The 19860-nt window shown below is 66.1% G+C and carries 17 protein-coding genes; 12 read left to right on the forward strand and 5 right to left on the reverse strand.

Annotated features, from left to right (window positions below; translation table 11 throughout):
- Positions 1–24: 24 nt before the first annotated feature.
- From ACFVUS_RS29160 to ACFVUS_RS29210, 11 genes are read left to right on the forward strand one after another with little or no spacing between them, the layout of a single operon-like run.
- Complete coding sequence (locus ACFVUS_RS29160; protein ID WP_387773365.1) at positions 25–1251, forward strand: ATP-grasp domain-containing protein; 1227 nt, start codon at positions 25–27, stop codon at positions 1249–1251.
- A complete protein-coding gene (locus ACFVUS_RS29165; RefSeq protein WP_387773368.1) occupies positions 1248–2126 on the forward strand; it encodes a hypothetical protein in 879 nt (292 codons plus the stop codon). The genes ACFVUS_RS29160 and ACFVUS_RS29165 overlap by 4 nt, the downstream gene beginning before the upstream one ends.
- Entirely contained in the window at positions 2114–3172 is a 1059-nt protein-coding gene (locus ACFVUS_RS29170; RefSeq protein WP_387773371.1) for a PLP-dependent cysteine synthase family protein, read from the forward strand. The genes ACFVUS_RS29165 and ACFVUS_RS29170 overlap by 13 nt, the downstream gene beginning before the upstream one ends.
- Entirely contained in the window at positions 3169–4212 is a 1044-nt protein-coding gene (locus ACFVUS_RS29175) for an enolase C-terminal domain-like protein (protein ID WP_387773374.1), read from the forward strand. The genes ACFVUS_RS29170 and ACFVUS_RS29175 overlap by 4 nt, the downstream gene beginning before the upstream one ends.
- A complete protein-coding gene (locus tag ACFVUS_RS29180; RefSeq protein ID WP_387773377.1) occupies positions 4209–5525 on the forward strand; it encodes an MFS transporter in 1317 nt (438 codons plus the stop codon). The genes ACFVUS_RS29175 and ACFVUS_RS29180 overlap by 4 nt, the downstream gene beginning before the upstream one ends.
- Positions 5522–6367, forward strand: a complete 846-nt coding sequence (locus ACFVUS_RS29185) for a class I SAM-dependent methyltransferase (RefSeq protein WP_387773380.1) — start codon at positions 5522–5524, stop codon at positions 6365–6367. The genes ACFVUS_RS29180 and ACFVUS_RS29185 overlap by 4 nt, the downstream gene beginning before the upstream one ends.
- Positions 6364–7272, forward strand: a complete 909-nt coding sequence (locus ACFVUS_RS29190) for a hypothetical protein (RefSeq protein ID WP_387773383.1) — start codon at positions 6364–6366, stop codon at positions 7270–7272. The genes ACFVUS_RS29185 and ACFVUS_RS29190 overlap by 4 nt, the downstream gene beginning before the upstream one ends.
- Positions 7269–8138: an ABC transporter ATP-binding protein gene (locus tag ACFVUS_RS29195; protein WP_387773386.1), complete on the forward strand. Its 870-nt coding sequence runs from the start codon at positions 7269–7271 to the stop codon at positions 8136–8138. Before ACFVUS_RS29190 ends, ACFVUS_RS29195 begins: the two co-directional genes overlap by 4 nt.
- The gene (locus ACFVUS_RS29200) at positions 8135–9217 is read left to right on the forward strand and encodes a FecCD family ABC transporter permease (RefSeq protein WP_387773389.1); all 1083 of its coding nucleotides are present in this window, start codon (positions 8135–8137) and stop codon (positions 9215–9217) included. Before ACFVUS_RS29195 ends, ACFVUS_RS29200 begins: the two co-directional genes overlap by 4 nt.
- A 38-nt stretch (positions 9218–9255) precedes the next feature.
- Positions 9256–10236, forward strand: a complete 981-nt coding sequence (locus tag ACFVUS_RS29205) for an ABC transporter substrate-binding protein (protein ID WP_387773392.1) — start codon at positions 9256–9258, stop codon at positions 10234–10236.
- On the forward strand, positions 10233–10760 hold the full coding sequence (locus ACFVUS_RS29210) for a GNAT family N-acetyltransferase (RefSeq protein ID WP_387773395.1): 528 nt from the start codon (positions 10233–10235) through the stop codon (positions 10758–10760). Before ACFVUS_RS29205 ends, ACFVUS_RS29210 begins: the two co-directional genes overlap by 4 nt.
- 35 nt (positions 10761–10795) lie before the next feature.
- Here the strand turns inward: ACFVUS_RS29210 and ACFVUS_RS29215 are convergent, their stop codons facing one another.
- The 4 genes from ACFVUS_RS29215 to ACFVUS_RS29230 form a co-directional block, all read right to left on the reverse strand.
- Entirely contained in the window at positions 10796–11482 is a 687-nt protein-coding gene (locus ACFVUS_RS29215) for an MBL fold metallo-hydrolase (RefSeq protein WP_387773398.1), read from the reverse strand.
- A gap of 101 nt (positions 11483–11583) precedes the next feature.
- Positions 11584–12135 (reverse strand): hypothetical protein, encoded by a 552-nt coding sequence (locus tag ACFVUS_RS29220; RefSeq protein ID WP_387773401.1) that lies wholly within the window; start codon positions 12133–12135, stop codon positions 11584–11586.
- Positions 12136–12186: 51 nt separating this feature from the next.
- Positions 12187–14037 (reverse strand): ABC transporter ATP-binding protein/permease, encoded by a 1851-nt coding sequence (locus tag ACFVUS_RS29225; protein ID WP_387773404.1) that lies wholly within the window; start codon positions 14035–14037, stop codon positions 12187–12189.
- Positions 14038–14218: 181 nt separating this feature from the next.
- The gene (locus ACFVUS_RS29230) at positions 14219–17413 is read right to left on the reverse strand and encodes a hypothetical protein (RefSeq protein WP_387773408.1); all 3195 of its coding nucleotides are present in this window, start codon (positions 17411–17413) and stop codon (positions 14219–14221) included.
- A 560-nt stretch (positions 17414–17973) separates the two neighbouring features.
- Here ACFVUS_RS29230 and ACFVUS_RS29235 point away from each other — a divergent pair.
- On the forward strand, positions 17974–18549 hold the full coding sequence (locus ACFVUS_RS29235) for a hypothetical protein (RefSeq protein ID WP_387773411.1): 576 nt from the start codon (positions 17974–17976) through the stop codon (positions 18547–18549).
- Here ACFVUS_RS29235 and ACFVUS_RS29240 read toward each other — a convergent pair.
- The gene (locus ACFVUS_RS29240; RefSeq protein WP_387773414.1) at positions 18537–19766 is read right to left on the reverse strand and encodes a hypothetical protein; all 1230 of its coding nucleotides are present in this window, start codon (positions 19764–19766) and stop codon (positions 18537–18539) included. The two genes, ACFVUS_RS29235 and ACFVUS_RS29240, sit on opposite strands and share 13 nt — an antisense overlap.
- Positions 19767–19860 lie beyond the last annotated feature (94 nt).

A 19860-nucleotide genomic window follows, 5' to 3' on the forward strand; every position in this document is an offset into this window, starting at 1 on the left:
ATGATCGAGAGTTGGGTCGGTTCGATGAGTACCCTGCTGCCACAGGCGATTCGGGAGCGTGGGGATCGATTCAGCTTCCTGACCCGCGACCTGGGGCACTATCTGCGGGCGGGGTCGTCCACCGGGCATCCACTGCTCGGGGCGGCCAATATCGTGACCGCCGAGACCAATGACGAGGCGGGGCTGTTGCCCTGGCTCGGGCGGTTGCACGAGGTGTTCGAATTCGACGGGGTAGCGACCTCGTGCGATTACTACCTGCCGACGGTGGCGGCGGTGGCGGCCGAACTGGGATTGCCGGGACCGAGCCGTGCGGCGGTCGCGGCGGCGTGTGACAAGGCGAGCACTCGCCGAATCTGTAGCGCCGCAGGGGTTCCCGGCCCGGAATTCGCGATTGCCGCGCAGGTCGCCGACCTGATCGCCGCTGCCGAGCGAATCGGATATCCGGTGGTGGTGAAACCGCTCGACCTGTGCGGCGGCATGTTCGTGCGGCGCGTGAACGACGCCGAGGAGTTGCGTGCGGCCGCCGCCGATATCGCCGGATTCCCGGTGAACGCGCGCGGCCAGGCGCGCGCGGCCGAGATGCTGGTCGAGGAGTGTCTCAACGGTCCCGAATTCAGTGTGGAGACAGTCACTTTCGGCGGGAACACCACCGTGATCGGAATCACGGACAAGCAGGTGATCGGCGCGCCATGGTTCATCGAGGCCGGGCATATGTTCCCCGCGGCGCTGGAACCTGAGCTGGAGACACGGATCGCCGAGGTCGCCTGCGCGGCCATTGCCGCTCTGGGGCTGGACAATACGGTGGCGCACACCGAGATCAAGCTGACCGCGAGTGGACCGCGACTGGTAGAGGTGAATCCTCGCCCGGCGGGCAATCGGATCACCGAGCTGGTGCGTCGGGTGACCGGAATCGATCTGGCGGCGGTCTGCGCGGATCTGGCGCTGGGCCGCGAACCGGATCTCCGCACTACCTCGACCGGAGTCGCCAGCGCGGCAATAGCTTTCCTCGTACCGCAGGAGAGCGGTGTGCTCGCGGATATCACCGGGGCCGAGGACTGGCCGCTCGACACCCGAATCGTGGACTACGACGTGGCGGCCTCGGGCAAACGGGTGCAGGCCGCGCAGAACAACAACGGGTACCTCGCCCACGTCATGGTCGTCGATGAGAAGTTCGGTGCCGCAGGCGATTCGGCCCGTGCACTCATCGAATCGCTACGCGTCGGCTTCGACCGAGCCGGTGTGCCCGGATGACCGCCGGCACAACCGCACCGGTGAGCGGTGACGAGCGCACCCGGCCGCATTCGATCGCAGAGTTGCGATCCTGGGTCCGAGCGGGGCGAATCGGTCCCGATCCCGCCGAGGTGCGGGTGGCGAGCGCCTTCCTTACCCAGCACAGCACCCGCCATGCCGGGCGAAATCAGCAGTACCGCAATGAGATTCTGAGCTTGCGCGTCGGAGCCGGAGTCGGATCGTGTGCCTTCGAACCTGACGCCCGCGCTGATCACTCGGGCGCGGTCGACGCCTGCGTTGGGGCGAGTATCGCCGAACTGCTGGACCACCCGCTGGGCACGGTGCGCATTGCCGCGCTGGACGCCTACCTCGCCCATGCCCGCCCACATCCCGACGCCGGAGCCGTGCGCGGTGCACCGATCGTGGTGGCGGGGGAGTCATCGCTGGCGAAGTCGCACATCCGGGCCGCCGGAGTGATCGACCTCCTGCCCGAGGGTACCGGCACCGTCCTGGTGATCGGTGTGGTGAATTCGCTACTGGCACAGCTGCGTGAGCGCGCCATCGGCTACATCCCGTGCGACCTGGCGGGCGGTGTCACCGAATGGAATGAGCCGGTGCGCACCGGCATCGCCGCGGTCACCGAACCCTATGACGCACTGCTGGTCACCGGAATGTGCCTGGGCAATGACAGTTTCGACGGTCTACTGGAACAGGCACGGCGAGAGCGTATTCCGCTGGTGATGTTCGCCCAGACCGGCAGCTCGGTGCTGCCGTGGTTCCTCGGCGAACCGGGCCTGAGGGCCGTGGCGGCCGAGCCGTACCCCTTCTTCTCCCTCGATGGCGGTCCCAGCACGCACTACCACTATCGATCCGAGGAGTTTCCTTGTCGCGGATAGAGTTCGGCAATCCCGGGCTACTGCACCTGGTCGGCGGCACTCCGCTCGCGTGGATACCCGCCGACGACGGCCGCACCGGATTTCACGCCAAGATCGAGTCCGCCGGAATCGGCGGGATGAAGGCCCGCGCGGCAATGGCGCTGCTGACCGGAGCGGCAGCGCGGGGTGAGCTGGTTCCCGGTGCCACGGTGGTCGAATCCACCAGCGGCACCATGGGTATCGGGCTGGCACTGGCGGCCCGCGCGCTCGGGCACCCGGTCATCCTGGTGGTGGACGACGAACTGGAGCGCGATATGCGCGCCCTGTTCACCGCTCTCGGCGTCCGCCTGGACGTGGTCGAAAACCAGCATCCCGAGGGCGGTTGGCAGCAGGCGCGATTGGACCGCCTGGCGGATATTCTCGCTGCGACGCCCGGCGCGTACTGGCCCGACCAGTACAACAATCCCGACAATGCCTCCGGCTACGCGGGCATGGCCCGCGAGATCATCGAACAGATCGACCGGGTCGACGTCCTGGTCGCGACCGTCGGCTCCGGCGGTCACTGCGCGGGACTGACCCGCGTGCTGCGGCGCCAATGGCCGGGATTGCGGGTGATCGGGGTCGACTCGGTCGGATCACGCATCTTTGGCCAGCCCGCCCGCCAGCGTCACATGCGCGGCTTGGGCAGCAGCATCCTGCCGCGCAATGTGAGGTACCCCGATTACGACGAAGTCCACTGGGTGGGTCCGGCCGAAGCGGTCGCCTCCTGCCGCGCCGTCGCGGCCCGCACCACGCTGGCGGGCGGCTGGAGTACCGGCGCGGCGGCCCTGGTCGCCGGATGGGCCGCGCGGCGCGAGCCCGGAGCCCGGGTGCTGACGGTCTTTCCGGACGGCCCGCATCGCTATCTGCGCACCATCTACGACGACGAATGGTGCACGACGCGTGGGCTACTCACGCCCGGCGTGACTCGCCCGGTGGAGATCGCGCACCCCGACGGCGTCGAAGTCGACGGGTGGGCGCGCTGTCGTGTGGTCCGCGATCCGGCCGGGGCGCGGGTGCCGGTATGAGGCTGGACCACAGTGTCACCCGGTTGACATTGGCTGAGCCATTGCGAATCTCCCGCGCGTCGATGAGTGAGCGGGACGCGGTGTGGGTGACCATGTCGCACGGCGATATTCGCGGGTTGGGTGAAGTTGTGACGAGCCCGCGACTCGGGCTCGACGTTCCGGCGATCGAGCGTGCGCTGGTGACTGCGGCCGCGTGGCTCGAGGACACCTCGCACCCTCGCGAATTGCGAGAACGGTTGCCCGAGTTGCGCAATCGGCTGGCACACGCCTTGCCGGTGGCCGCCGCGATCGACTCCGCTGTGCACGATTGGCTCGCCCTCGAGGCCGGGGTATCACTGCATGAACTACTGGGAATGCCGGTGTGGGACCGCGTTCCGACCGCGTACACCATCGGCATAGTCCCGGCCGAGGCTGCGGCCCGGTCCGCGGAGCGGGTGACGCGGCGGGGCTTCACCACCCTGAAGGTGAAACTCGGCGCGTCCGACCCGCGCGACGATATCGAGCGCGTGCGAGCCATCCGAGGCGCTGCACCGGTGGCCGAGCTGCTGCTGGACCCGAATGGCGCGTGGGACACCGGAACCGCGATTGCAGTGCTGTGTGAGCTCGAGGAATTCGATATCGCCGCAGTCGAACAGCCGGTGCCCGCCGGTGATCCCGAAACCCTTGTAGCAGTGGCGAAGTCGGTGCCCTTGCCGATCATCGCGGACGAAGACGCCGCAACCCTGGCCGATCTCGATGCTCTGCCCGAGGGCCTGGGAGGCATCAATATCAAGCTCGCCGAATGCGGCGGCTTGGATGCGGCGCTGGCCATGATCGACTGGGCGCGGCGGCACGGGGTCGCAGTGATGCTCGGCTGCCAGGTATCGACGTCCGCGAGTATCGCGGCGGCCGCACATCTGTCCGGCGCGGCCCGGTGGGTGGATCTGGATGGGCACCTGCTGCTGTGCCACGACCCCTGGGAAGGGCTCGGCGGGATCGACTCCCGATTGTGCCGCCCGGCCGCACCCGGACTCGGCGTGCGACTTCGAGGCGAATCGTGACCACCCTGCGCCTGTTCCGGTCCTTCCCGCTCTCGGTGCGGCTGCTGCTGGTGAACCAGCTGGCCGGGAATATCGGCTTCTACATGCTCATGCCATTCCTGGCCGGATACCTGCTCACCGATGTGCGGCTGTCGGCCGCTGTGGTCGGGGTGGTGCTGGGGGTGCGAAATCTCAGCCAGCAGGGCCTTTTCCTGGTGGGCGGGGCGATCTCGGATCGGCTGGGCGCGCGCGGGGTGATCATCGTGGGCGCGGGTATTCGCGCGATCGGCTTCGCGCTGTTCGCCATCGGCGGATCGCTGGCGATGGTGCTGCTCGCCTCGGTGCTGACCGGATTCGCCGGGGCGCTGTTCAACCCGGCAGTGCGCGCCTATATCGCTCGTGACAGCGCCGAACGCTCCGCGTCGGCGTTCGCACTGTTCAACGTGTTCGGCAATGTGGGTTCAGCGGTCGGGCCACTGGCCGGAACGGTGCTGGTGGCCATGGGATTCCGGCTCACCGCCGGGGTCTCGGCCGCGATCTTCCTGGCACTCACCGTGGCACAGCTGATTCTGCTGCCGGCACGGCCGGTGCCCCGGGCCGAGCACGGGGTACTGCGGGATATGCGAAACCTGCTGTCCCACCGCGTCTTCTGGGCTTTCGCGGCGGCGCTGGCGGGCATGTTCGCCTTGCAGAGCCAGAGCTACTTCCTGCTCACCTTGCAGGCACAGCGTGTAGCCGGTCCGTACGGGACCGGTGCGGTTGCGGCGCTGTTCCTGGTCGACACCGCGGTGATTCTGCTGTGGCAGGTCGGGATCACCCAGCGGATGGCGCGGGGTGATCGTGGGCCCGCCATGGCAGCGGGCTTGGCCATCATGGGTGCCGCGTTCGTAATTCCCCCGCTGGGCGCGCTTTTCATCGAATCCGAGGGTGGAGACGGAGTGCCGGCCGTCGCACTGCGGATGGTCCCCATCCTCGGGGCAGTCGTAGTGCTCACCGTCGGCGTGATGATCGTGCAGCCCTTCGTCAATGAGCTGATCGCTGCCTTCGGTGGCGAACGGCTGACCGGAACCTATTTCGGCGCTTTCTATCTCGTATCCGGGGTCTACACCGTGGTGTTGACCTCGCTGGCCGGTGTGGCGGTGGATCGCGGCGGCGGACCGCTCGCGTGGGCTCCCGCGCTCCTGTGCGCGGGGGCCGGGGGAATGGCCGCCCTCGCGGTGACCGTCCTGTATCGCGGCGGTCATATGCCCGGCCCGATTATCGAAAACGACCCCACCACGGCCAGTTCCGCTGTCGCAGCGCACCCCGAAACCGAAAGTCGAGAACCCCGATGACCAGTCCCACTGCGGGACCGGTGTTCGCCACCGAGAACCTGCTCACCGACAATCCCGCGCTGTACGAGCGGACCTTCCCCGATACCGGCGAGCGCAATGCCCGCTTCGTCCACGACCTGGTGACCGAATTCGGCAGTGCCCCCGGCGATACCGCACCGCGACTGCTGGATGTCGGTTCGGGTACCGGGCGTGACGCCGCGCACCTGGCAACACTGGGCTACGCCGTGTCCGCCGTGGATATCTCACCGCGCATGGTCGCCTACGCCCGCGCGAAATATCCGAACGTCGCCTTCGAGGTCGGTGATGCGCGCCTGGTCGAGGCACCCGAACCGGTCGACGTGGTCACCTGTCTGGGCAGCACACTGCTGCACCTGCACTCCACCGCGGATGTGGTTGCCGCCCTGCATCGTTTCGCGTCATGCCTGCGGCCCGGCGGGCTGCTGGTCATGGAAATGCGCAATGGCGCGTTCCTGCTCACCGATCGCGGACGGCGCGAGCTGCTCGATGAGGTATCCGTGCGCGAAATCGATTGGGAAGGTGTGGCATACACCTCGCGCACCACGCTGTCGCTGGACCTTCCCGCGCAGCTGCTGCGGCGGCGACGGGAATGGACCTGGGCGGGTGGCGGACCGATAGCGCAGGACACCGCGTGGCGGCTGCTGTTCCCCGAGGAGCTGCGATACCTGCTGCGCAGCGCCGGATTCGAGCCGCTCGCACTCTTCGACGAGCCCGGACCGCTCACCGATCCAGCGTGGCCCGCCGATGGCGTACGGTCCACCGCGCTGACCGGTGATCGCCTGCATGTGGTGGCGCGCCGCCCGGACCGGTCCGGGACGCGGTGAACGGACTACGCCGCGCCGGAGTCGGCAGCGCCTTCGGCAGCTGCGGTGAACTGCTCCAGGGGGTGACCGCCGCCGATAATCGCGATTTCCTGGTGACACTGCCCATTCGCCAGGGCTCGGTCGCAGTATTCGAACCCCTTGCCGCCCAAGGTGATATCGACACCATCCCGCCGCACAAGGTCAAGTCCCGCGCTCTGGCCGAGCTCATGCTCGAGCGTGCGGGCGGCCCGCGTGGCGGGCGGCTCACCATCATCAGCGAACTCGCCGAGGGTAAGGGCCTGGCCAGCTCGACGGCCGATCTGGTTGCCACCGCGCGCGCCATCGCCGATGCGCAGGGCCGTCGCATCCACGCCGCCGAGATCGAGGATCTCCTGCGCGATATCGAACCTTCGGACGGTGTCATGTATCCGGGTGCGGTGGCTTTCTACCACCGGGAGGTGCGCCTGCTCGCCAGGTTGGCGCAGCTGCCGCGACTGACCATCGTGCTCGCCGACGAGGGCGGACAGCTCGACACCGTGGAATTCAACCGGCACGAAAAGCCTTTCACCGCAGCCGATAAGCGGGAGTACACCCGGCTGCTCACCGGACTCACCGACGCCGTCGCGCGCCGCGATCACCGAGGAATCGGCGAAATCGCCACCCGCAGTGCGCTCATGAACTCGGTGCTGCGCGAACGCCCGCATCTGGACTCGGCCCGCTCTGCGGCGCGCCGCATGGGCGCTCTCGGGGTGGTGATCGCGCACAGCGGCACCACCACCGGCATTCTGCTCGCCGACGACGATCCGGACTATCGAGGGAAAGTCGCCGAAGCGCAACGCATTTCGTCGGACTTCGCGACGCAGGTGAGCATCCACCGCAGCTGGCGTCCAGCCCCACCGGATTGGCAGGGGGTGCTCGCGCGATGATCAGCGCACAAGAGGTGAGCTTCGGGTACGGCGGAGAGTTAGTGGTCTCCGGTGCCGGGTTGATCGCCGAGACCGGCTCCACGGTCGGGCTGATCGGCCCCAACGGCTCGGGCAAGTCGACCCTGCTGAGGGTGATTCATCATGCGCTGCGGCCGCGCACCGGGACGGTCCTGATCGACGATATCGCCGTATCGGATTTGCGCGGAAGACAATTGGCCGCACGGCTGGCCGTCGTCACCCAGGAGAATCCCACCCACACTCCGCTCACCGTGACCGATATGGTCATGCTGGGCCGAGCGCCGTGGGCCGGGCCGGTGCGCGGGTACTCCCGCGCCGACCACGTGATCGCCGCGGCGGCACTGCGCCGCGTCGGTGCGCGCGAGCTGGCCGAGCGCGCGTACTCCACGCTGTCCGGCGGTGAACGCCAGAGGGTGCTCATCGCCCGCGCTCTGGCGCAGCAGGCCGACCACCTGCTGCTGGATGAACCCACCAATCACCTTGACATCCACTATCAGCACGAATTGCTCAGTCTGCTCGGCGAACTCGCGGTCACCACGGTGATCGTCCTGCACGATCTGAACCTGGCCGCTCGATACTGCGACCGCATCGTGCTGCTCGCCGCCGGGCAGGTCGTGGCATCGGGAACCGTCGATGAGGTGCTGACTCCGGAGGTGCTCGAACCCGTGTACCGGGTCCGTATCCACCGCTCGTCGGCCTTCGGTGCGACCCAACTGCTGTTCGGGCCAAGAAGCCGGTCTGCGCCGAGTGAGCACGGTCCGGGCGTTCCAATGCCTGCACAGGAGCGCGATGCCGAAGCCGACCCGGAGAAGACCGGTGACCGTGCGGAAACGGCAGTGCTGCAATGACATTGACGCATGTGATGGAGGCCGCTCCGGAGCCCGATGATCTCGGGCATGCCCGGCGACGCTGGACGACGGCGGCGTGGATCGTCGGACTGACGGCAGCGCTGGTGGCGGTGGTGGTGTGCGCGTGTGGCATCGGTCCGGTGGGAGTGCCGCCGGGGACGGTCGCGCGCATAATCGGGCATCACACGTTCGGCGTTCCCGCACTGCGGGATTGGACCGCGGCTCAGGACGCCATCGTCTGGCGGGTCCGGGTGCCCCGAGTGCTGTTGGGTGCGCTGGTCGGGGCCGGGCTGGCCGTGAGTGGCGCGGTATTGCAGACCGTAGTGCGCAATGTGCTTGCCGACCCGCACATTCTGGGTGTCACGTCCGGTGCGTCGACCGGTGCGGCGCTGTCGCTGCTGTTCGGTGTGGGCGCGGGCGGGCTGCTGTCCGGGAGTGCGTTCGCCGGGGCACTGTGCGCCACCGGACTACTGTTCGCGGTGGCCCGCAGCAATGGGCAGTTGACATCGCTGCGGTTGTTGCTGGGCGGGGTCACCATCGGCTACATCTTCTCGGCTGCGACCAGCTTTCTGATCTTCGCCTCCGATTCGCCCGAAGGCGCTCGGGCCGTGCTGTTCTGGCTACTCGGATCACTCGGATCGGCGGCCTGGCCCGCGGTCGCGACCACGGCTGCGGCGGTGACCGGATGCACCGTGGTGCTGTTCCTGATGGCCACCAGATTCGACGCGCTCGCCGTCGGTGACGACACCGCGCGCACCCTCGGCTTCGCACCGATTCGGTGGCGGGTGGCGGCGCTGGCGGTGGTATCGCTGTGCATCGGCGCGGTGGTCGCCGTCGCCGGAGCCGTAGGTTTCGTCGGCCTGATCGTCCCGCATGCGGCACGGCTGGTGGCCGGCAGCGCACACCGTCGACTGATTCCGGTGTCCGCACTCCTCGGCGCGATCTTCCTGGTGATCGCCGACATCGTGGCTCGAACCGCGTTCGCGCCCAGGGAATTACCGCTCGGCATCGTCACGGCGGTTGTCGGCGCGCCACTACTGCTCGTGCTCGTACGCCGCTTTCGCGAGCCGAGCGCTTGAACTATTTCGACCGATCCAACCGATAGGGACCCCTGAACATGTCCGTCTCCACCCTGCTCGCTCGGGCCTTCCCCGCTGTTCCGGTAGCCGTCACCGTGGTCATCGCCTTGACCTCTTGCGGCGCACTGGATTCCGTGGATGCCACGCCTACCGACGGCGCGTTCCCGCTCACCATTTCCAGTTGCGGCCGGGACGTACGCTTCGAACGCCCGCCCACCCGGGTGGTGACCGTAGGATCGGTCGCCGCGCCGCTCATCGCCGCCGCCGGGGCCGCGGACCGCGTCGTGACCCGAACCTTCGAAACCGCGCCCTTCCCCGGCGAGTACGCGGACGCCTTGCAGCACGCCGAAATGATAACGCCCTCAGCCGATCTCGCCCGCGAACAGATCATCGCCCGCAGCCCCGACGTAGTGGTGAGCTTCGAAGGCGCGGCCGTCAAACCCGAAGACCTCTCCACCGCGGGCATTCCGCTGCTGATCACTCGCGGCTACTGCAAGAACGCCGCAGGCACCTATGAGGATGTTTTCGCCGACATCGAGTTGTACGGAAAGCTTTTCGGTACCGAGAAACAGGCGAATGACACTGTCGCCGCCTTGCGTGCACGCGTCGCGGCGGTATCGGATAAGCACCGACCGGGAGCACCGACCCGTCCCGCCGCCGCCCTCATCCTGTCCCGTGACGGCTCCACCCTCAGCGCCTACGGCAGCACCAGCACCGTGCACACCCAAATGGGAATCCTGGGCCTGGACAACATCTTCGGCGACGTCGCCAAACGCAACTTCGAAGCCAACACCGAAACCCTCATCGCCCGCAACCCCGACGTCCTCATCGTCCTGACCCAGGGCGACCAAACCCCCGACTCCGTACGCCAAGCTCTGCGTAACCGCCCAGAACTGTCCTCGCTCACCGCGATTCGCGATGACCACCTGATCGCTGTCCCCTTCGGCTACACCGGCCCCGGCCCGGTAGCCGTCCAGGGCCTCGAGGTCCTCTCGACCAAACTGGGAGCCCTCCGATGACCGACTACCTCCTCCGCGCCGCCTTGCCCGAGGACCTCCCCGGCGCCCGCAGCGTCATGCTCGACACCTTCTACACCGACCTCGGCTACGGCTACCTCCCCGCCCACCACGACGACGTCATCAACCCCGCCCGCGCCTACCTCTCCCACCCCCACCAGCGCCTATGGATAGCCCGCCACCCCAACGACGGCGTCATCGCCACCACCGCCATCCGCGCCCGAGGCCCCCAAACCCCACCCCACCCCGCCTGGCTCACCGCCCACTTCCCCGACCACACCACCGCCCAACTCTTCCGCGTCTACGTCCGCCCCGCCCACCGCCGCCACGGCCTAGCCACCACCCTCGTCCATATGGCCATCGAATTCGCCCGCCGCACACCAACGTTCGAGCGCCTCTACCTACACACCGACGCGAGCGTCCCAGGCGCACTAGCCTTCTGGAAATCCCTGGGCACCGTCATCCACGACGACCGCGCCCCTGACCGCCGATTCCAAACCGTTCATCTCGAGATCCCGCTGCGTTGACAGGATCGCCAGAGCGGCGACGAGCGACAGAGTTCCTACTCCCGGCCCTGCCAGGCGCGCAGGGCCGCACCGGTGAGCTCACTACCGTGGCCGACGCAGACGACATCGACGTCGAGTTCGGCGAGTCGGCGTGCGGCCGCCTCGACGGCTGCACTGTCGAGGTTGAACACACCCGGCATGGTGAGACCGCGCACGTTGGCAAGCGTGTCCCCGGTGAACAGCACGCGGTGTTGCGGTAGGTGGAGTGCCAGGCTGCCTGCGGTATGGCCGGGGACCGCCAGAACCTCAGCGCCACCGCCGAATTCGAGCACCTCACCGCTGCGCAGCTCGCGGTGTACCGGGGCCGGGCGCGGACTCGGTCCCAGCTCGAGAGCCTCGGCGATCGGAAGTTCCCACTCACGCAGCACCGGAGCAGGCTGCGGGCGGTCGCCCCGCACGATGTCGGCGTCGGCATGATGTGCCCAGATCTCGGCTCCCCATTCGGCGAGATCGGCCGCCGAGCCGATGTGATCGTCATGGGCATGGGTGAGAATCACCCGCCGCACCTGCTCACGAGTGAATCCCAAACTCCCAAGCCCTTTTTCGATCTCATCCGCCGACCCCGGCAGCCCGGTGTCGATCAGAGTCAGCACACCGCCGTCATTCCACACATAGACATTGAGGTCGTTGACCTGGGAAAACCGAAAGGCCGTCAGCTGCGGCAGTAGGGAAACGATCTCCATGTACCGGACCCTACCGAGCATCACCGGCCCCTCCCACCCGATCTGCTCTGAGCAGATAACCGCGCTCGGCCACCAGGCGAGCATCGCCTAGGTCGCGCTCGTCAGTACGACAACGCGGCCGAAATGACCGTTACGAGGAGCACGCTGATTGCCAGCAGCAACAGCCAGGTTGCCTGGCGAAGTCTGCGGTATCGGAAGAGGTGGAGGTGGGAGTGACGCCAGAGTTCATCCAAAGCTCCGCGGAGCTGCTGCTCGGGCGATTGGTCGACCATCGCGGCTCGGAACCCCTCAAAGGTCGGCCACTCTCGACTGATACGAGACAGGCTGTATAACGTTGAGGCGGCGGTGCGTGGTTGGCTGAACCGTCGTTCGGAACTTCGCAGCATTACCAGTGCTTGCGTCGCGCAGACGACGGAGCCTCCGACCAGGACGAGCGCACCGAGCGCAGGCGCGAATACCCAAATGCTCAGCGGTCGTGTGCCTTTCAGTGAAAAGGCAAGCGCTGTCCCAGCGATGACAAGGGTGTTCGCGCTCAGAATGGCTCCCGCGCGCGTGGAGACCGCAGCCCGTTGTGCGTCCTCTCGCGCGAGGTGCCAGTGGACAGCTTCGATACTCAAGCCCCGGTTATTACCGTTGTGGCTCAATGGATTCACGATTCGATTGTCTCGCGGTCGAGTTCCCTTTCGGCGCGAGGTCAGTGCGAATCATTTCGTGAGTGAGGGTCGGTACGACCACTCGCCGCCGCTGGTGAGTTCGAGGGTGGCGGTGTGGTGTTGGTCGACGGTGCGGCGGTGAGCGGTGCTGATCAGGATGAGGTTGGGGAGTTCGGTGCGGATCAGGGAGTAGAGGGCGAATTCCAGTCCTTCGTCTACCGCGGAGGTTGCCTCGTCCAGGAACGCGACCGACGGGCGGATGAGGAGGATCCGGGCGAAGGCCAGGCGCTGCTGTTCCCCGGTGGACAGGATGGTTGCCCAGTCGGCTTGGTCGTCCAGCCGATCGGCGAGGTGGCCGAGCTGCACTTTGGTCAGCACAGACTGCAGCTCGGGGTCCGTGGCGGTGGTTGGTGGGGCGGGATAGGTGAGAGCCGCGCGTAGGTCGCCCAGCGGGAGGTACGGCAGTTGGGAGATGAACAAGGTGCCGGGGGTGTCGGGGCGGCCGACGACACCATCTGCGTAGGGCCACATTTCGGCGATCGCGCGCAACAGGGTTGTCTTACCGGTGCCGGAGAGTCCGCGCACGACCACCGCATCGCCCGCTTGCAGCAGCAGGTTCAGATCCTGGACCAGGATCCCGCCGTCGGGTCGATAGACGTGCACCGCGCTGAGCTCCACCGACTGATCGAGCGCACGCACCCCAATCCGAGGTAGTTCGCGGGATTGCTCGCTCGCCTCGAGCAGTCCCTCGAGCCGCAGTAGCGTCGCCCGGAACGCGGCGAAGCTGCTGTAGTTGTTGCGGAAGAAGGACAGTGAGCCCTGGATCTGCCCGAATGCCGTACCGGTTTGCTGGACATCGCCGAGAGTTAGCCTGCCGGAGAAGAATTGGGAGGCCTGTAGGAGCCACGGCAGTACCGAGGCTGTCTCGGTGGCGGCTTGATTCCAGCCGATGAACCGGGTGGTGAAGTACACCAGACGGCGATAGACACGCAGCACCTCGGCGAAAAGCGCCCGCAGGGAACGCCTTTCGGTCTCCTCGCCTCGATAGAACGCGACCCGCTCGGCATTGTCGCGCAACCGGACCAGCGCATAGCGGAAGTTCGCTGTCGCAGCTTGATAATCGAATCCGAGCTGGATCAGCGGGCGACCGATCCGGAACGCGATCGATGTCGCCACCAACACGTAGGCGAAGACCAGAAACACCATGGCCCTGGGAATTTCGAAGCCCGCGATACTCAGCGGCTGGGACAGATCCCACAGAATTCGAGTGAACGACACCACCGACACCACCGCCGTGACCGCCCCCAGCGACAACGACCGCGCCCCGGAGATCATGTCCCCGACATCCTGCTGAATACGCTGATCAGGGTTGTCGATCGGCTCGTCGATGAACCGCCCCCGGTAGTAGGCCTGCTGATCGATCCAAGCCCCGGACATGCGCTCGGTCAACCAATCACGCCACCCGATCTCGAATATCTGCCCGAGATAGAAGTCCAGCTGCGTCCGCACCACCTCGATCACCGCGAGCACAGCGAACACCATCAACGAATGCCAAAACGCGCGTTCGGCGGTGTCCAGCGCCCCGCCGTCTCCGCCCCCAATCGCTGCAGCCGCGTTTTGAAGCGACGAGAACATATCGTTGCCCTGATAGGACAGCAACACCTTCACCCGAACCGACAACACCGCACTCAACAGCAGCACACCTATGAACGGCAGACTCCGCACCGCTGCCCCGCCGGTGAAGTAGTCACCGGTGACACCGCGAAAATGCCTGCCCCACTGCGTCATCCGCAGCAGCACCGACGCAACCATCAGGAACACGACCCCCGTGATCGCGACCGTGATCAACAGCCATTGCGCCGAAGTGACCATCTCGTCGCTCCAGTCGCGCGACGCGTTCACAGCGGCCTCCGATCGCATCCAGGCAAATCCCAAGACAGTCGAGAATCCGCCCGCAGGCGTGAGCGAAGCCAACAATAGCCGCTACCAGCAGAAATGCGCCCGAACCTGGAACGCGGCCAGCGCCGCGATTCCGATTCGGACGTGTCACGTAGCGTGAGCTAGCATCCGAAATCGATGCCCGTCACGGGAATTTCCGATAGATCGCATTCTTCACCTCGATGGGACAGTCGGAGCGGGCGGCCAGCGCACGGCTGCGAACTCCCAACGAGCCGGTCTCCTTAACCATGAAGCACTCGGCGATGGCGGCTTTGTTGGCGTCGGAAATGTCCGGCCACAACCTCTCGAGCACGCTCAGCAGCCGTGGATCTCGCTCGGAGACGACGATGAGGAGGTGCGCCAGCACCCGCTCAGTGCGCCCGGCGATTCTGCCGATATCGACGGTCTGCAGCAGTTCGGTGACCAGTCGCTCGAGTTGCTCGTTGGTGAGGTGGCGCACGCCCAGAGCGCTGACCGACCGCTTGTATTGATTGAACAGAGCGGGCAGATCCGATCGCCGCGGGGATGGGCTCTCCGGTGACAACCGAGACTCGACTTCATGTCGAAACGCGTCGATGATCTGGAGCACCGTCGAATCGGGCAGGCCTACGGTCCGTTCCAGATCGGTGAGCAGATCCAGCAGCGCACCAACAGTCTGTGGATCGTCGCGTGTCAGTGCGTTGGTGAGCCGCCGCACCACCAGCTCGGTGTGCCTGCCGGAGAGCGGACGGATTGGGTGCAGCGTGTGCAATTGTGTGGCGATAACCCGCACCGCGTTCGCGTGCGGTGACTCCAAAAGTTTTGCCATCCAATCAATTTCGGACTCCGAGAGGGTCGTTTCGGCTCTCGCGGCTGCGGAGGTGACTACGCCGTTGGCAGCCGCGGTGGCACCCTTCACACCCCCCGCTCGGATCTCGGCGGCCGCTCGCTCGCGCGCGGTATCGGAATAGGCCGCGACCAGGCCGTCCAGACGGGCTCGCCGCCACCGATCCTCAGGATCGCCGCCGCCGACGAGTGGTCGTAGATCGTCCGCGATTCGGCTGAGCACCGAATCCGGCAGCGCGTTCATGAAAGTGTCTACGGCACTCCGGATTACGCTGTGTGCATGGCTGTCGGCGGCTGCCCGGTCGCGCAGTTCGGCAATGCGTTGGAGCAGCAGCGGAATCTCCGAGTCCGATACTTTGATCATGGTCGGGCGTACTCGCCGCTCGTCGTAGGTCAGCCAGTGGCCGAGCAGTGTGAGAGCGGTGGCGCGTTCGGTGGAGGTGAGTCGGTCGGCAATGAAGTTGAGCACGGTGCAGGCCAGACCCACTTGTGCTCCATCGAGTTTGGCATCGAGATGTAGAACAGCGTCCACCACGAGGTCTTGATGGTGCTCGGCGATGAACTTCGCGACGTTGGTGTACCGATCAGTGACAGCTTTGCCCGCACCGAAGAAGGTATCGACAACCTCCGTGGCGATCACGGGATCCGCGCACATCCCGGAGACGACCCGAACTTGGCAGGCATCCCACCGTTCCTTCAGCCGCAGGTCCAGGAACGCCTTCCAGGACTGCCAGCCGAGTGTGTCGCGCAAATCAGTATCGGACCAATTACGCGCGACCAGCCCGACCAGATGATCGACCGCGCCGGACGGGCACGCGTGCTGGACTGCGACGGCCAACAGGCTTTCGTCGTGCCCGCGATCTCGCGGCAGGGCGGCGATGGCGGCGAGGATGCGTGCGCGAGTGGCTTCGGGCAGCAAGGTGTATCGATCGATCAGGACGCGGAGCGAATCGTCTCCGATGGCACCTGCCAGTACGTCCGAGACGAAACGCGAAAGTACAGAGGATCGCGCTCCTTTGTCGGCGCCTCCACTCGCGTCCAATAGTCCGTCCAACGCCTTTGCCAGCCCGTGGGCTTGTTCCGCCGGATCCATTCGCCGATACAGCGTCGATGCTGTCCTTCCCGCGGCATGTACCAAGGAGTCGGCGGGTGCCGCCTGGTCGCGCGTAGTTTCTCCGGACAAACAGTCGACGACGACGGCGAGTGCCGCGGCTGCGCATTTCGAAGTCGCGGAGGCCAGTACGTCGACACAGTCGAGCAGGAGCGGCCGTGAGGTCACCCCGATACGCGAATGGACCTGTGCGACGAGCTCGGGCGAGCCGCGATTGAAGGCACCGGCGAAATGCAACCGCACGCCTTCGACCGTCGTGTCGGGTATTCCGGTCGCCAATTCGGCGTAGCGGTGGTCGGTGCACTCGAGCATCACCATGTGCCGCGCCACCGCCGAGAACGCGGATACCCCGGATCCGGTCAGTGCATCGTGCAACCGGCGGAGATCGTCAGGTGATCCGGCCCGAGCCAGATGCCGTGCGATGGCGAACTCGGCGTAGGTTTGGTGAAAGAACCCGAGGCGCCCGCCTACCGAGGTCACCACGCCTGCGCTCGACAGCCGTTGCAGCGGCCTACCGCGGGAGACGGCATCGGGCCCGATCTCCACAGCGAGCCGCGACCCGCTTGCCATCCACATCTGCGCCGCGATCGCCTCCGCCACTGCCTCCTGTGCTCGGGCGCCAGCGGTACGACGGCCCCGCCGGTCCTCGGCGATCACGCGGTCCCAGTATTGGTTGTACAACTTGGTCACCGTGAGGTGCTCCGGTATCGTCCCGGTCTTTGCGTAGATCTCACAGGCCATAGCCAAGCGCAGCGGGGAGGCGCAGATTTCCAAAATGCCCGCTGGACTTTGCGAACCGATCAGGCTCTCGACGAACGACCGCCCGAGTTCGGCGGGAACATCCGCCGCGCCCACATAGGCTTGCGCCCACGCCTCGATGTCTGATCGGTCGAGAGTCGGCATGGGATACAGGGTTTCGACCGTAGCCCGCTCGTTCTTGAGGTAGTCGTTCCATTCCTGCTCACGGCATGTCCACCCCAGCCGTGTCAATCTCGCCAGCTGTGCGAGCAGATCGGCGACGTGGTCGGCGTTGTCCTCCCGCACGACGAGATCGACCGTATCGACGAGGACGAGGGGCCGCTCGGCGGGCGGAACATTGGCGAGAAGTTCGGTGAGCGAATATGTTTCGAGTCGATTCGCTCCCACGCTATCGCGGGCGCCGAGCGCTACGGCGCCTAGTTCGCGATCGATATCGGCGTAGGTGTCGAGCTGTGCGGAAACAGGGATGCGGCTGCACGGCAGGAACCACGTGGAGCTGTTGCCGTGTCCGGCGGCGCGGTAGTCGAACAGCTGACCCAAAAGCACGCTCTTGCCGAGGCCGCCCTCGCCGACCAAGGCAAGTGGACTACGGACTTCATCCGGCTCACAACGCAGCTTTTCCGAGAACTGCCCGAGGCGATCCACGCTCGGGATGATGTCCGGCCGCGCGGTCGTCCGATTCACCTCGTTGGCGCGGATCACTCTGGTGCGCAGCCGACTCCATTCGGATCCGTCGTCCTCGCGCTCATCCGGCGGCTCAGGAGTGGCGGGCGACCGGTCCTGGAATGCCGCGCCGCGCCGCGCCGTCCGATTGCCGGTCTTCCGCACGCGGCTCGTGGTCGCCTTCCCGGGATCCCTGAGGTAAGCCGCGTCGATCGCGCCTTCGGCGTATTCGTGGCATGCACAGCCGACTATCTCGCGAAGCGCCTGAACCTGTTGTTTGGCCGGAGTACGTGATCCCTTGCGCCATGCACTGATCGAGGTGTCACTGCCGATGCCCGTACGATCGAGCAGCTCCGCGGCGATCTCATCGTAGGTCCGGCTACGGCGGTGCTGTTCGAGATAGTGACGAACGAGCTCGACGACCGACTGTCGATGTGTCAAACGCGAACCTCCGAGCCTCGGCTCGCGACCCTGGAAACCGAGGGTCGGATGTAGTATCTAAGTGCGGAATCTGCGCATGTAGAACATCTTTGGGGTGGTGGATGACTGTCATCGTAACGGCAGTGACGGCCTTGATTTCCGCCGGTCTCGGCGGCTGGATCACGCTCCGGGCGCAGGACCGCCTTTGGCGTCGTGATCGCCAACGGCAGTGGCGCGATATTCGTCTGGCCGCGTACACGGACCATGTCAACGCGGTTCGTGCATACGTCGGTTATGTCCTGATACCGACCACGACGATCACCATCGTGATGCGTCCTATCGAGCCCCACGATCCCATGCCGTTCTTCGATGCGTCCGGTGCCGTCTACCGAGAACGTTTGGACGCCACCAAGACCACGCTGCGCTTGACCGCTGACCGCTCCGACACCGTGCGGGCGGCGAACTCGATGGTACGTAGCGCCCGGGCGCTGGCAGCCGCCCGTGCGTCGCATGGCCTGGATTCCATCCCGAGCGAGCGGTTCACCGAACTCTGGACCGCGGAAAGGGAATTCGTCCTTCATGCCCGCGCCGAACTGGGTCTGGCAAACGATTTCGAAATCGGTGATCGGCCCGCGCGAGCCATCGCAGCCGGTGATAGATCGGCCGCAGCGCTGGCGGCATGGGTTCATGAGGAGTGATCTCGACTCTGCAGAGATCGGATGACACTGGGCGCGAACACTGTACGCCGAACATGGGCGAAATCGTGCCGCAGAAGTGTGGAGGGCCGCCGCGTGGCTTCGTACCGCAGGCGTTCGGAGATCTTGCGCTGAAATTCATCGATAACCGCGGCGATGCCGAGTTCATCCCACAGCGTCGTGGGCCGCGGAAACAGCATTGTTTGGTAGAACCCCGGGAAGTAGCTGTCGAATTGGTCGAGGTGATACACGCGTGGCGCGATCAACCAACCACCTTCCACCTCGTCGGCGTCGAGTGGACTCGCGTCGCGTCGGCCACTGAAGTCGAACACTTCATCCTGCCGGGTGGCTTGCGTCTGTCGATAGTCCCGGACCGTCCGGCGAACGCCCATCAGTTCGCGCAACAGTCGGGGAGTCCCGGACACGAGAATGCGTTCCAGCACAGGCAGACTCATGATGTGGAGGCTGAGCTGATACTCGACCGGCGCGACCGTGATCGGTAGCACCGCATCCGGTGTTGTGTCCGACCACAGCCGAAACTTGTGGCTGAAGACAGTTTTTCCGTCATCGAAGTCCCTGCGGAACAACCGTGTTCGGTCATCGAAACGATCGACTTCCGCGGCGGTGAGGCCCGGGACGGCGGCGATTCCGGTCGTGATCCGGTCCAGGATTTCGGAGTCCTGAGCGATCACAAGGCAATCCAGGTCCGAGGCCGATGTGCCGAGCCTGTTGCCGCGGACGTTGTGGTACCGCCCGTAGCTCACCGACCCGATGAGCAGACCCGACGTCCCGGTGCCACGCAGCGCCATGCACAGCTGCCGCGCGTCACGAACGCGCCTGCATGTTTCGACTATGGCTTCATAGGGTGACGGACGACGGCGTCCTTCGGCCACTGTGTCGCGCCCGAATCTGTCGTCGTCATAGTGCTTGCGGCGCAACGCGTCATCAATGAACTCCGCGCATTCGACATCGCCGAGGACAGCCAGGGCATGGAGGGCAAGATCTGCTTCCCGGTCGGTGTAACTGGTCGCGATCTGCTCGACGGCATCGGAGAACGCGTCCCTCAGCTCCGCCGGGGTCGTCCCACCGCTGTCCGCGATCCGGATCTGCTGTTCGAACAGGGCACGGACTCGACTCCAGTCGGCACGCCGATCGGCCTCCGGCAGGATGTCCGAGATCGACAGCACGCCGTTCGGGTCGGCGCCGTAAGTCCACTGCATACGGGAAACCTTTGCCGCCCCAGGCGCATCCCGCACCGACCCCGCATCCCCGCAGCGGCCGTTTGAAGCTGTATTTGCAGGTAGATGGGTCGCC

The organism is Nocardia sp. NPDC058058, assembly GCF_042885355.1.
Classification (GTDB): domain Bacteria; phylum Actinomycetota; class Actinomycetes; order Mycobacteriales; family Mycobacteriaceae; genus Nocardia.